The following is a 13,583-nucleotide window of genomic DNA, read 5'->3' on the forward strand; positions in this document are numbered from 1 at the left end:
TTGCCTCGGGTCGCGTCCAATCGGAAGCGTTGAAAAGCCTATCGATCAGCTCTATCGCCCATGGTTTCAAAGGCGTTGGCCAAGGTCAACGGGAGCGATAGAGCAGATCGATAATGCAGTAGGTCAGAGTGATTAGACAGTCCTCACAAGTGGCACTTAGGCTGCTCGGCAATCTGATTGCCTACTGCCGGAGATTCCCATGAGTGCGAAAGCGGATGCCCTGTTTGTGCCCCTGAACATTGCCGTACTGACCGTCAGCGATACTCGCGATTATGCGAGCGACACCTCCGGGCAATTGTTGGTCAGCCGTCTGCTGGAGGCCGGTCACACGTTGAGCGAACGCAATCTGCTCAAGGATGATCTGTACAAGATCCGCGCCCAGGTCGCCCACTGGATTGCCGACGACAGCGTTCAGGTGGTGCTGATTACCGGCGGCACTGGCTTCACCGGGCGCGATAGCACACCGGAAGCGGTGGCCTGTCTGCTCGACAAGCAGATCGACGGGTTTGGCGAGTTGTTCCGCGCCATTTCGATTCTCGACATCGGCACGTCGACCGTGCAAAGCCGCGCGCTGGCCGGGCTGTCCAACGGCACGCTGGTGTGCTGCCTGCCAGGTTCGACCGGTGCCTGCCGCACGGCGTGGGAAGGCATTCTTGCCGAGCAACTGGACAACCGCCATCGCCCGTGCAACTTCGTGCCGCACCTCAAATCAGTGAATGCCTGCGGGCCACGCGGATGAGCAAGGCGGCGTTGATGCCGGTCGAAGATGCTCTGGATCAACTGCTCGGCATGGCCAATGAGCAACGATTGGCCGACAGCGAAATGCTGCCGCTCGACGAGGCGCGCGGGCGGGTGCTCGCCAGTGATCTGGTGGCGACGCTCGACCTGCCGCCGTGGCCGAACAGTGCCATGGACGGTTACGCGTTGAACCTGGCTGATCTGCATCGCCAGCCGTTGAAGGTGTCGCAAAAGATTTACGCCGGCCAGGCGCCGGACGCTTTGTTGCCCGGCACCTGTGCGCGGATCTTTACCGGCGCACAGGTACCGCTGGGTGCCACTTGCGTCGAGATGCAGGAGAACGTCGAAGTGCTGGACGACGGCCGTGTGCGTTTCTTGCAGCCGCTGAAAGCGGGGCAGAACATTCGTGCGCAAGGCCAGGAAAACCGCATCGGCGACATTCTGCTGCGCGCCGGCAAACGCCTCGGGCCGTTCGAACTGGCGGTCGCCGCGGGGCAAGGGTTGGCGCAGTTGCACGTGGTGCGACGCCCGCGCGTGGCGCTGCTGTCGACCGGTGACGAACTGGTCGAACCGGGCCAGCCACTGCGCCCCGGCAGCATCTACAACAGCAACCGCGTGTTACTTGGTCATTGGTTGCGCGAGCTGGGCTGCGAAGTGATCGACGCCGGAATCCTCCCGGATCGCCCGGCGCAGACGCGGCTCAAGCTTGAACAACTGCAAGTGGCGGCCGACTTGATCCTGACCACGGGTGGCGTGTCTGCCGGTGATGCCGATTGCCTCGGGCAGGTGTTGCGCGAGGACGGCAAGCCGCTGCTGTGGAAACTGGCGATCAAACCGGGCAAGCCGCTGACCGTGGGGCATTTCGGCAACGTGCCCGTGATCGGTCTGCCGGGCAATCCGACCTCGGCGCTGGTGACCTTCGGCCTGCTGGCGCGGCCATATCTGCTGCGCATTCAGGGCGTGGAAGAGGTCATGCCGTTGAGCTTTACGGTGAATGCCGGGTTCGACTGGAGCAAGGCCGGCAGCCGTCGAGAGTACCTGCGGGTGCGGTTGGAAGCGGGAAATGCAGTGCTGTACCCGAATCAAAGCTCCGGCGTTTTGCTCGGTGCGACCTGGGCCGATGGGCTGGTGGAAGTGCCGGAACATAGCACCCACCGCATCGGCAATCCGCTGCGCTTCATTCCCTTCAGCGAACTCTTTTAAAGCGAAGGCTGCGATCTTTTTTGTAAGGCTTATGAAGACGTATCAACACTATCAAAATCTGTGGGAGCTGGCTTGCCAGCGATGAGGCCGTGTCAGCCAACATCAGAGTGACTGACCCGCCGCCATCGCTGGCAAGCCAGCTCCCACAGGGTTTTGAGGTGTCTGGAAAACGAAGGATCAGCTCAGCACATAGTCCACCGGCAACAACATCGGTGGCAGGTCGGTCTCACCCAGTTCGCTGAGAATATCGCGCTCAATGGTGCGCACCAGCGAGTCGGTCGCCAGGTCGTTTTCGTCGCGACCGAACGGGTCTTCCAGCTCATCGGCAATCGCGTCCAGACCAAAAAATGTGTAGCTGACAATCGCGGTAAACAGCGGCGTCAGCCAGCCCAGCGGTTCGGCCATGGCGAACGGCAACAGGATGCAGAACAGATAGATGGTGCGGTGCAGCAGCAGGGTGTAGGGGAAGGGCAGCGGGGTGTTCTTGATCCGTTCGCACACCGCTTGCGCCTGGGTCAGGCTGGTCAGGTGATTGGCCAGCAGCATGTAGCGCCACTCGCTCAGTTCGCCGCTCTGGTGCAGGTCGGAGCACTGTTGGCCGACCTGCTGCAGAATGCGCCCGCTGTAGTCTGGCACCTGTGCATCGTGCGGCGGGGTGATCCACGCATGGCTGGCCGCCGCTTCGCTTTCCCGGCGCAACCGCGCATTCAGCGAGTGGGCAAAACCGCAGAGATTGAGCAGCAACGGCTTGCGTTGCACCGATTCGCGGATGACCTGGGTTTCGCGGATCACCGAACGAATGTGCACCAGCACATCGCCCCAGGCCTTGCGCGCTTCATACCAACGGTCGTAGCAGGCGTTGTTGCGAAAACTCATGAAAATCGACAGCGACAGCCCGAGCAAGGTGAACGGCGTGGCGTTGACCTTGGTGAAGTTGCTCGGGTGGAGCATTTCCATCAGCACGATGGCGGAGGCCAGCAAGGTGACCATCAGCGTGCGCAGGGCGATGCGTTTGGCGATCGAGCCCTTGAGGGTGAAGAGAATGGCGAACTGGTTGACCTTGGGTCTGACGATCATGCTGGGCGATCCCGGTTACGCAGGGTGAGGGCGGCTCAACCGCCGGTCATGTTCATGAAGCGCACGACCTGAACGTCGTCGTTCACTTCGAAATTGTGCCGGTACGGCTTGAGTTTCATCGCCTCGATAATGGCCTTCTCCAGCCGCTGCGGTTGCCCCGGATGAGCACGCAACACGGCTTTGAGGTCCACCGAATGCTCGTTACCCAGACACAGTAGCAAACGTCCTTCGACGGTTAGCCGCACGCGGTTGCAGGTGCCACAGAAATTGTGGCTGTGCGGAGAGATAAAGCCCAGGCGAATGTCCGGTGCTTCGGCCACGCGCCAGTAGCGCGACGGGCCTTGGGTCGACTCGGCGGAATCGATCAGGGTGTAGCGCTCGGCGATTTTCTCGCGCACCTGAGCGCTGGAGAAAAACGACTCGGCGCGACTGTGTTCGCTGATGATCCCCAGCGGCATTTCCTCGATGAAGGAGACGTCGAGCTGGCGGTCGATGGCGAAGCTCACCAGATCGTTGATCTCCTGATCGTTGCGGCCCTGCATCACCACCACGTTGAGTTTGGTTCGGGTGAAACCGGCCTTGTGCGCCGCATCGATGCCCTTGATCACCTGCGCCAGATCACCGGTGCGGGTCATTTGCTTGAAGCGATCCGGGTCGAGGCTGTCGAGACTGATGTTCAGGCGCCTGACCCCGGCGTCGAACAGCGGCGCGGCGAGTTTGTCCAGTTGCGAGCCGTTGGTGGTCATGCACAGCTCACGCAGGCCGGGCAGGGCGGCGATCTGTTCGCACAGTTTGACGACGCCCGGACGGACCAGCGGCTCGCCACCCGTCAGGCGAATCTTGCGCGTGCCCAGCGCCACGAAGCTCTGTGCCAGTTGATAGATCTCCTCCAGCGTCAGCACTTGCTGGCGCGGCAGAAACTGCATGTCCTCGGCCATGCAATACACGCAGCGGAAGTCGCAGCGGTCGGTAACCGACATGCGCAGATAGTCGACACGGCGGTTGTAACCATCGATCAAGACACGCTCTGACATGACAGCCTTACAGGAGTAGAGAAGCCGCATTGAGCGGAAGGAATGGAGTGCACGCAGGTTAGGGGCAACGTTGGCAAGCGTCCAATCACTATTAGTGAATGGCTGATTGATGCGCTCGATGATGAGTGGATTGTTCAGCGGGACGACGATCCGGGTTTGAACGCCCACAGTGGGCGTGCTCGTGAAGGCGTCCGTGCAGTCGCCACCGGTGTCAGAGCACATCCACTGTCAGCTGTGATCGCTGATGTTCCATCAATCAGGGTTATGGCGCGCCGAACATCGCGGTCCAGTAAATGCCGGCGCTGCTTTTCGGGTCGGTCGCGTAGGCGGCGCCGAGTTCCTTGTATTGTGGGTTCATCAGGTTGGCGCAGTGGCCGGGGCTGGTGAGCCAGCCATCGACGACTTTGCGCACAGTGTCTTGCCCGGCGGCGATGTTTTCGCCGACCAGCTGGCCACTGTAGCCGGCCAGTTCGGCGCGGTCGCCCGGGGTGCGGCCGTCACGGTCCTTGTGGTCGAAGTAATTGTTGTTGGCCATGTCGCGGCTGTGATCCTGAGCGATGCTGCCCAGGCTCGCATTCCAGGCCAATGGCGCAGCGGCGGCAAAGGCCTGGCCGCCGCATTGACGTGGCTGGGCGCGGGCGGCGTTGAGTTGTTCAAGCAACTTCTGGCCTTCGCTCTGCGCATCCGCGAGTTTTGCCGACAGCAGTGGACGTGCCAGCACAATGCGCCAGTCGCGATCGGCGCGGCTCACGCCGACATCGACGAACTGCGGATCCAGCACCACCTGACAGAAGCTCTCCTGAATCGCCTTCATCGCCGACGCCGCATCGCGTGGGCCGTTGAGGGTGATCGCCTGCACGTTGACCATCGGGTAACTGGCGCTGGCCATGGCTTGTTGCAGATCTACCGCGCCGGCCGCCGGCAGTCTCAGTCGTGGGTCGGCCGACAGCGGTGGCAGTTCATTGGACGCCTGGCTGCCGCAACGCTGCGGTTGGCTGCGGTAGGCATTGATCGACTCGATCAGTTGCGACTCGTCGGCAGCCATGGCCGAGGCGGCCACGGCCAGCCCAAAGGACAGCGCGGCAAAGCGCAAAACGGATGGCATGAAACGCATGGAAATCTCCTTGAGCGGAATGCGCTCATGATGCGCGAAAGGCCCCCGGTCCGTGCAATGTCTTTTTTCTTCATCGAGCCGGTTTTTCTGCGGAACGTTACGCCGGCCTTTGCCGTCTACACTCTCCGAAGGCCCCGGGAACCGGGCGTCTCCCCCACGAAACACCTTGCCCGGAACGGGCGCTGCCGGAAGAACTGACATGGGATTGAAATGGTTGGCTGGCTGTTTCGCAGTAACCCTGATGGCTGGTGTGGTGATGGCCACCGATCAGGCCCCGATCAAGGCCAAGGCCGAAGAAAAAGCCCAGGTGCTGGAAGAGAAAGCCGCTGACAAAGTCAGCGCGGCGCCGGCACCCAAATCCGAAGCGATCACACCGACTGAAGTACAAGCCGTGGACCCCGCCGGCACCGCGCCGCTGGACGATCCGATCACCTGCCTGGCACGCAGTATCTACTGGGAAGCCAAGGGTCGCGACACTGCGGAAATGCAGGCCGTGGCCAACGTGGTGATGAACCGCCTGGGTCATGACGGCTTCCCCGACACCGTGTGTGCCGTGGTCAAACAAGGTTCTGAAACCAAGAGCTGCCAGTTTTCCTGGTGGTGCGATGGCAAGGCCGATCAGGTCAAGGAAGACGCCGAATACACCCTGGCCAAGGACATCGCCGGCAAGGCACTCAACCGCCAGTTGCCGGATCGTACCCGTGGCGCGTTGTACTTTCATGATCGCAACGTGCACCCGAGCTGGGCCAAGGAGTACAAAAAGACCGCCGCGGTCGGCAAATTCCTGTTCTATAAACCGGCCGGCGGCGATGCGCGTTAGACGCAGACTTCCCGCACACAATTGCGCAACCAGCGGTGCGCCGGGTCGGCGTCCATGCGCGGGTGCCAGAGCATCGACACGCTGATCGGCGGCATTCTGAAGGGCAGGGCGAAGCTGTGCAGGCCCATGCGCAGCTTGCTGGTGTGACGCTCCGGAACCGTGGCGATCAGGTCTGATTCGCGGACCAGCGTCAGCGCCGCCGAAAATCCGCCGAATGAAGTAACGATATCCCGCGTCAGACCCGCAGCCAGCAACGCTTCGTCCACCGGGCCGCTGCTGCGCCCGCGACGTGAGATGAGAATGTGCTGGCCGCCGGCGAAGCGTTTGCTGCTGAGCTTGCCCGCACTCAACGGATGGCCCTCACGGACTACACCAATCCAGTGATCCTCAAACAGGATACGGCTGTGCAGCGCCGGGTCGGTGCTGTCATCGACCACACCGGTCTCCAGATCCACCCGGCCTTCGCGTAGAAGGGTGCTGTCCTTGTCGGCCTTCTGCACAAACCGCAGGCGCACGCCGGGTGCTTCTTCGGCGATGCGCGCGAGCAGGGCGGCGGCGAAGGTTTCAACAAAACCGTCGGTGTTGCGCAGGGTGAAGGTGCGCTGCAGCTGGCCGGGGTCGAGAATCTCGGCGGGGCGCAAAGCGGCCTCGGCTTCCTGCACCAGCGTGCTGACTCGCTCACGCAACTCCAGCGCGCGCGGGGTCGGCACCAGGCCACGTCCGGCGCGCACCAGCAACGGATCGCCGGTGGTCTCGCGCAGCCGGGCCAGCGCACGGCTCATGGCCGACGGGCTCAGCTGCAGAATTTGCGCGGCGCGGGCGACGCTGCCTTCGCGCAGCAGTACGTCAAGGGTGATCAACAGGTTAAGGTCCGGTGCGCTCATGACATGGCGTTCCATGCAGGTATCAAGTGCAAAGCATGCGTCTTGCGCCTTGCCTTGTCGAGACTCAGGCTATGCCGTCTGACCTTCACCAGGAGCGCCCGATGCCCGGATCCCCCTTGCCCCCTCAAGCCCGCTGGGCGCTGACCAGTCTGGCGCTGTCGATGTTGATGCCGTCACTGGACACCAGCATCGCCAACGCCGGATTACCCACCCTGGCCGCCGCGTTCGATGCGACGTTTCAACAGGTGCAATGGATCGTGCTGGCGTACCTGCTGGCGGTCACCACGTTGATTGTCAGCGTAGGACGTCTGGGCGATGTGTTCGGGCGGCGGCGATTGCTGTTGATCGGCATTGGCATTTTTACCAGTGGGTCGTTGTGTTGCGCACTGGCGCCGGGATTGGGCTGGTTGATTGGCGCCCGGGCCGTGCAAGGCCTGGGCGCGGCAATCATGTTCGCCTTGACCGTGGCGCTGGTGGCGGATGCGGTGCCCAAAGCGCGGGCGGGCAGTGCGATGGGCCTGCTCGCGACGATGTCGGCCACCGGCACCAGCCTCGGGCCGTCACTGGGTGGTCTGCTGATCGCGCATGTCGGCTGGCCGTCGATCTTTGTCCTCAACGTGCCCTTGGGCCTGCTCAATGCGTGGCTGGTTTATCGTTATCTGCCGGCCGATCGGCCGCTGCGGGCGGGTGTTGCGTTTGATTATCTCGGCAGCGCAGTGCTGGTATTGACGCTGGCGGCCTATGCGCTGGCGATGACGCTGGATGGATTCACCCTGGTGTTGCTGCTGTCGAGCGTAGGCGGAGCAGGGCTGTTTATTGCGGTCGAGATGAAAGCCAAAGCGCCGCTGATTCGTTTGTCTCTCTTCAACGATGTGCGGCTGAGCAGCAGCCTGGCGCTGACGTTGCTGGTGACGACGGTGATGATGACCACGCTGGTGGTCGGGCCGTTTTACCTGAGCCGGGGCCTGGGACTGGGCAGCACCGTGGTCGGCCTGGCATTGTCGGTCGGGCCGCTGCTGGCGGCGTGCGGCGGGGTGCCGGCGGGGCGTCTGGTGGATCGCTTCGGTGCGCGGCGGGTGGTGCCGGGGGCGTTGTTCGGGTTGGCCGGTGGTTGCAGTTTGTTGGCGTTGTTGCCGATGAGTCTCGGTCTGGCGGGGTATCTGTTGCCGATGGCGGTGATTGCCAGCAGTTACGCGTTGTTTCAGGCGGCGAACAATACCGGGTTGATGGCGACGGTCAGTCAGGATCAGCGCGGCGTAGTGTCGGCTTTGCTCGGGCTGTCGCGCAATCTGGGACTGATCACCGGTGCGGCGGTCATGGGCGCGGTGTTTGCCTTCGCTACTGGCAACCCGACGCAAGCCCCGGCCGACGTCATCGGCAGCGGCTTGCACAGTACGTTCGGGGTTGCGGCGGTGTTGATGGTCATGGCCCTGATCGTCAGCTGGCGTGGCTACTCAAGATACTCGCCACCTGTTGCGGCTGGCAGTTGAGGTACGGCGAAGACTTCAGCCAGCGCTGATCCGGGTACCAGGAGAACATGAACTGGCCGTCCTTGAGTTTGTCGATCACCTGCTTTGCCACTTGCGGACGCACCGCCGGGCAACCCTGGCTGCGACCGATTCGGCCTTGACGCTTGCTCCACAGCGGATTCACGTAGTCGGCGGCGTGGATCACGATGGCGCGGTCGCGGGCCAGATCATTGAAGCCCGGCTCCAGACCGTCCATGCGCAGCGAATAACCATGGGTTCCCTCGTAACTTTCCTGGGTGCGGAACAGCCCGAGGCTGGACTGGTAACTGCCTTCGCGATTGGAGAACTGAGTGGCGAAGTTTTCCCCGGAATTCGAACCATGGGCGACCAGGTCGCGCAGCACCAGTTTCTGTCTGCTCAGGTCGAAGATCCACAGTCGGCGGGCGGTGGAGGGTTGCGAGTAATCGATGATCGCCAGATGGCGTGAGGGTCGCGCGCCATTGTTGACCGCGCATTGCATGGCGTTCAAGGCGCCTTTGAGCGCTTGGGGATTGAGTTCCGGCGCGGCGTGCGCGAGGCTGGTGAAGAGAACCGGCGATGGCTTGCCGGCGGCGAAAGCTGGGCTGCTCACGGCGACGAGGGTCGCGCTGGTCAGCAGAAGTCGGCGCAAAAACGTCAACATTTATACAGTGTCCTCACTGGCTACTTATTTGGCACTTTGGCTCCTGACTCCCAGTCATACCCGACAGACCCCTGTTTCGAGCCTGACTGTTCAGCGCACCTGATGTAAGGTTGACCATCAATGAGACGGCCACGGATTGGAGTAAAGCAGTTGTTCAAAAAGTACGCATGCTACTTGAGCATTTGTTTGCTCGCTGCGCCGTTTGTCGCTTGTGCCGATGAACCCTTGCCGCCGTTGCAGACCCTGCCGACGCCGCCAGCGCAAATGCCGGTCGAACCACAAAGTCCGCTGCAAGCGGTGCTGATCGGTTTGCCTCAGGCATGCCCGGCGATTGCCGCACAGTTGAGTGGTCCGGCGCTGGCGCAACTGCAAGCGTTCTACCAGCAGCAGGACTGGCTGCCGGTGTGGGCCAGTGAGTCCGGGCGTTTGCCAGCGTTGCGCGCGCAGTTGCAGCTGTTGGCCGACGATGGCCTCAATCCCAAGCGCTATCCGGTGACCGTCAATCCGCCGCAGGACGGCGAGTTGTGCGCCGATATCGACATCAGCCGCTTTTATCTGCAAGCGCTGCAAGACCTGCATTTCGGGCGTCTGTTGCAGTCGCATTTCGAGCCGCTGTGGCATGCCGATGACACCCCGCGTGATCGTCAGGCTGAATTGCTGTCGATCGCCGTCCCCGGCCTGCACGACATCAAAGCCGCGTTCGATCTGGCGCGTCCGCGTCTGGCGCAGTATCAAAGCCTGCGTCATCTCTACGCCAGCCAACGGCTGCAGGCCTTGCCGCACTGGCAGGCGGTGGGCAACGGCCCGCTGCTGCGCCCGGCGATGGAGGACAAAAGCGTGCCGGAACTGGCCCAGCGGCTGTTCAACGAGGGCTATCTGACCCACGTCACCGGCACGCCCGGCAATGCCTATGAGGGTGTGCTGGTGGAAGCGGTGAAGAGCTTTCAGGCCAACCATTCATTGCAGGCCGACGGGGTAGTCGGGCCGGGGACGATTGCCGAGCTCAACATCAGCCCGCTGACGCGCCGCGAGCAGTTGCGAGTCAACCTCGAACGCTTCCGCTGGCTGGCGCAGGACATGGAGCCCAATGGCTTGCTCGTTAACGTCGCCGCCGCCGAACTGACCCTGTATCAGGGCGGCGTGCCGGTCTGGCAGACCCGTACCCAGGTCGGTCGCGCCGAACGGCAGACCCCGCTGCTCAAATCCCGGGTCACGCGCCTGACCCTGAACCCGACCTGGACCGTGCCGCCGACCATCTGGAAAGAAGACAAACTGCCGGCGATCCGCAAGGATCAGACCTTCCTCAGCCGGCAGAACCTGCAAGTCCTCGACGCCCATGGCCAGCCGTTGGCTGCGGCGGATATCGACTGGGACAATCCCGGCAACATCATGCTGCGCCAGGAGGCCGGGCCGCGGAATCCGCTGGGGCAACTGGTGATCCGCTTCCCCAACCCGTTCGCCGTGTACCTGCACGATACGCCGAGCAAGGCCCTGTTCGACAAAGGCCCGCGCGCTTTCAGCTCGGGCTGTGTGCGGGTCGAGCACCCGATGCAACTGCGTGACCTGCTGTTGACCCCGGCGGAACGTACGCGCACCGATACTTTGCTCGCCACCGGCAGCACCCACGAATTCCGCCTGTCGGCCCCGGTGCCGATCCTGATGACTTACTGGACGGCGCAGGTCGGCAAGGATGGGCAAGTGCGTTATGCGCCGGATATCTACAGCCGCGACAGTGCGCTGCTCGCCGGCCTCGACGGGGCACACTGACCGCCCCCCTGTAGGAGCTGCCGAAGGCTGCGATCTTTTAATTTTGCCTTTCAAAATCAAGATCAAAAGATCGCAGCCTGCGGCAGCTCCTACAGGGTTTGTGTGATTCCGCAAGCTTGCGCAGCGTCTAGCCCCAGTGTCCCCGCAATCCCATGGGGCGAGACTTCGGAACCCGGCATGCAAGCGCTGTTGAACGAGATTCTTGACGCTGTCCGGCCCCTGATCGGGCAGGGCAAAGTGGCTGACTACATTCCCGCCCTCGGCACCGTGCCGGCCAATCAACTGGGCATCGCCGTGTACGGCAACGACGGCGAAATGTATTGCGCCGGCGATGCCGAGACGCCGTTCTCGGTGCAGAGTATTTCCAAGGTGTTCAGCCTGGTGCAGGCCATCGAGCATTCCGGCGAGGCGATTTGGGAGCGTCTGGGTCACGAGCCGTCCGGCCAGCCGTTCAACTCGCTGGTGCAGCTGGAGTTCGAACGCGGGCGTCCGCGCAATCCGTTCATCAACGCCGGGGCGCTGGTGATCTGCGACATCAACCAGTCGCGATTCGCCGCGCCGGCCCTGTCGATGCGTGACTTCGTGCGGCGCCTGTCGGGCAATCCACAGGTGATCGTCGACGGCAAGGTCGCCGAATCCGAGTACCAGCACCGCGCCCGCAACGCGGCCATGGCGTACCTGATGCAATCGTTCGGCAACTTCCACAACGACGTCGAAGCGGTATTGCGCAGCTACTTCAGCCACTGCGCGTTGCGCATGAACTGTATCGACTTGGCGCGGGCGTTCTGCTTCCTCGCCAACGACGGGTTCTGCAAGCACAGCGGCGAACAGATCCTCACCCGTCGCCAGACTCAGCAGGTCAACTCGATCATGGCCACCAGCGGTTTGTACGACGAGGCCGGCAATTTCGCCTATCGCGTCGGCCTGCCGGGCAAGAGCGGGGTCGGCGGCGGGATTGTCGCGGTGGTGCCGGGGCAATTCAGCGTGTGCGTGTGGTCGCCGGAACTCAATGCTGCTGGCAACTCGCTGGCGGGGATGGCGGCGCTGGAGATGCTCAGCTCGCGGATCGGCTGGTCAGTCTTCTGACCCGATCTTTCAAACACTGCAAAACTTTGTGGGAGCTGGCTTGCCAGCGATAGCGGTGGTTCAGCAACGTCAATGCCGGGCTTGCCGGCCTCATCGCTGGCAAGCCAGCTCCCACAGGTTTGATGCTGTTTGTAGAAGGTGTGTTTCAGCGCAGAATCCGCTACATTTTCCGGCCGCCCCTCATATGGTGAATCCGCTTCATGTCTCTTGCGCTCGAACGTCTAGTCGCCGGCACGCCGATCCCTTTCGCTGGTAACCGCGTGACCGTGGTCAGCCCCGAACTGGCGGCGCGGTTTCAGCCGGGTGACCACCTTTTGGTCGAGCAGGTGAGTGGCGAGCTGTTGCTGATTCCGGTGGTCGATCAACAGGCCGCTGCGGTGGCCATCGAACGCGCTGAAGCGGCTTTCACTGCCTTGTCGGCGGTGACCGACCAAGCCATCAGTCGTTTCTTCGATCTGTTCGCCCAACGTCTGGAAACCCCGGAATGCTGGAGCCTGATCGAAGCGGCGAACCTGGCCGACATCGAACGCGCCAAGGCCCGTGGCCGCTCCACCACCCGGCTGCTCGCCGACGAGCGCATGCGCCGTGACATGATCGCCGGTCTGCGCGCCTGGCGGGATGCGCCGGCCACGCGCGGCAAGGTCATCAGCAGCGTCGAACACGATGGCTGGAAGGTCGAGCAAGTGGTGTCGCCGTTGGGCATTGTGGCATTCGTGTTTGAAGGACGGCCGAACGTGTTCGCCGATGCCGCCGGCGTACTGCGCACCGGCAACACCGCGGTGCTGCGCATCGGCAGCGATGCATTGGGCACTGCGCAAGCGATCGTCACTCACGCGCTGAACCCGGCGCTGGCCGATGCCGGTCTGCCGGCGGGGGCGGTGTCGCTGGTGGAAAGCGTCAATCACGCCGCCGGTTGGGCGATGTTCGCCGACCGGCGTCTGTCGCTGGCGGTGGCCCGGGGTTCGGGGCGTGCCGTCAGCCAATTGGGCAGCATCGCCCAGCAGGCGGGCACGGCGGTCAGCCTGCATGGCACTGGTGGCGCGTGGCTGATAGCCGATCGTCACGCCGATGCCACACGTTTTGCCGCCGTGGTGCGCAACTCGCTGGATCGCAAAGTCTGCAACACGCTGAACGTTTGCCTGATTCAACGCGATCGCGCCATCGAACTGCTGCCGCTGTTCCTCGATGCGCTCAAACAAGCGGGCACAGCACGCGGGCAGGGCTGCAAACTGCACATCGTCGCGGGCAGTGAAAGCTACCTGCCGGCCGAGTGGCAGAACGCAACGGTCGAGGTCTATCGCGCCGAGGGTTATCAGACCGAGGCCTTGGCCGAAGCGCTGGCGGAATCCGATTTGGGTCGCGAGTGGGAATGGGAAGAAACCCCGGAAGTCAGTCTGATGATCGTCGATGATCTCGATCAGGCGATCGCGCTGTTCAATCGCTACAGCCCGCAGTTCACGGTGTCGCTGATCAGTGAGGATGCGGCGGCCCAGGAACGCTTCTACAACGCGGTGAACGCGCCGTTTGTGGGCAACGGGATTACCCGTTGGGTCGATGGGCAGTACGCGTTGAACAAGCCGGAACTGGGGCTTTCGAACTGGGAGAGCGGGCGCCTGTTTGCGCGCAGTGCGATTCTTTCGGGGGATGGGGTGTTTACAGTGCGCAGCCGTATGACCCAGATCGACCTCAGCGTAAAACGCTGAAAACGC

General features: G+C 62.7%; 12 protein-coding genes. 7 read left to right on the forward strand and 5 right to left on the reverse strand.

Annotated features, from left to right (window positions below):
• Positions 1-199: 199 nt before the first annotated feature.
• Together moaB and glp are read left to right on the forward strand one after the other, a co-directional pair.
• On the forward strand, positions 200-739 hold the full coding sequence (gene moaB / locus KVQ82_RS12410; RefSeq protein WP_041073418.1) for a molybdenum cofactor biosynthesis protein B: 540 nt from the start codon (positions 200-202) through the stop codon (positions 737-739).
• Positions 736-1,941, forward strand: a complete 1,206-nt coding sequence (gene glp / locus KVQ82_RS12415; RefSeq protein ID WP_222019383.1) for a gephyrin-like molybdotransferase Glp — start codon at positions 736-738, stop codon at positions 1,939-1,941. Before moaB ends, glp begins: the two co-directional genes overlap by 4 nt.
• A 177-nt stretch (positions 1,942-2,118) precedes the next feature.
• Here the strand turns inward: glp and KVQ82_RS12420 are convergent, their stop codons facing one another.
• The 3 genes from KVQ82_RS12420 to KVQ82_RS12430 form a co-directional block, all read right to left on the reverse strand.
• The gene (locus KVQ82_RS12420) at positions 2,119-3,018 is read right to left on the reverse strand and encodes a bestrophin family protein (protein WP_041073414.1); all 900 of its coding nucleotides are present in this window, start codon (positions 3,016-3,018) and stop codon (positions 2,119-2,121) included.
• 35 nt (positions 3,019-3,053) lie between these two features.
• Entirely contained in the window at positions 3,054-4,052 is a 999-nt protein-coding gene (gene moaA / locus KVQ82_RS12425) for a GTP 3',8-cyclase MoaA (RefSeq protein ID WP_041073412.1), read from the reverse strand.
• A gap of 262 nt (positions 4,053-4,314) precedes the next feature.
• Entirely contained in the window at positions 4,315-5,166 is an 852-nt protein-coding gene (locus KVQ82_RS12430) for a CAP domain-containing protein (protein ID WP_222019018.1), read from the reverse strand.
• 199 nt (positions 5,167-5,365) lie between these two features.
• On the opposite strand from KVQ82_RS12430, the gene KVQ82_RS12435 reads away from it, so the two are divergent.
• Complete coding sequence (locus tag KVQ82_RS12435) at positions 5,366-5,986, forward strand: cell wall hydrolase (protein ID WP_041073408.1); 621 nt, start codon at positions 5,366-5,368, stop codon at positions 5,984-5,986.
• Here KVQ82_RS12435 and KVQ82_RS12440 read toward each other — a convergent pair.
• Positions 5,983-6,870: a LysR family transcriptional regulator gene (locus KVQ82_RS12440; protein ID WP_222019019.1), complete on the reverse strand. Its 888-nt coding sequence runs from the start codon at positions 6,868-6,870 to the stop codon at positions 5,983-5,985. The genes KVQ82_RS12435 and KVQ82_RS12440 overlap by 4 nt on opposite strands.
• Positions 6,871-6,971: 101 nt before the next feature.
• On the opposite strand from KVQ82_RS12440, the gene KVQ82_RS12445 reads away from it, so the two are divergent.
• Positions 6,972-8,360, forward strand: coding sequence for an MFS transporter (locus KVQ82_RS12445; protein WP_222019020.1), 1,389 nt, complete (start codon positions 6,972-6,974; stop codon positions 8,358-8,360).
• On the opposite strand, the gene KVQ82_RS12450 is transcribed toward KVQ82_RS12445, so the two are convergent.
• Complete coding sequence (locus tag KVQ82_RS12450) at positions 8,308-9,021, reverse strand: murein L,D-transpeptidase catalytic domain family protein (protein ID WP_047293537.1); 714 nt, start codon at positions 9,019-9,021, stop codon at positions 8,308-8,310. The two genes, KVQ82_RS12445 and KVQ82_RS12450, sit on opposite strands and share 53 nt — an antisense overlap.
• A 150-nt stretch (positions 9,022-9,171) precedes the next feature.
• Between KVQ82_RS12450 and KVQ82_RS12455 the strand changes: the two genes are divergently transcribed.
• From KVQ82_RS12455 to KVQ82_RS12465, 3 genes are all read left to right on the forward strand, one after another.
• Positions 9,172-10,788, forward strand: a complete 1,617-nt coding sequence (locus KVQ82_RS12455) for a murein L,D-transpeptidase (RefSeq protein WP_222019021.1) — start codon at positions 9,172-9,174, stop codon at positions 10,786-10,788.
• 177 nt (positions 10,789-10,965) lie between these two features.
• A complete protein-coding gene (glsB, locus tag KVQ82_RS12460) occupies positions 10,966-11,874 on the forward strand; it encodes a glutaminase B (RefSeq protein ID WP_027611723.1) in 909 nt (302 codons plus the stop codon).
• A gap of 200 nt (positions 11,875-12,074) precedes the next feature.
• Complete coding sequence (locus KVQ82_RS12465) at positions 12,075-13,577, forward strand: aldehyde dehydrogenase family protein (protein WP_222019022.1); 1,503 nt, start codon at positions 12,075-12,077, stop codon at positions 13,575-13,577.
• Positions 13,578-13,583: the final 6 nt, after the last annotated feature.

This window comes from Pseudomonas sp. AO-1 (genome assembly GCF_019775695.1).
Taxonomy (GTDB): domain Bacteria; phylum Pseudomonadota; class Gammaproteobacteria; order Pseudomonadales; family Pseudomonadaceae; genus Aquipseudomonas; species Aquipseudomonas parakoreensis.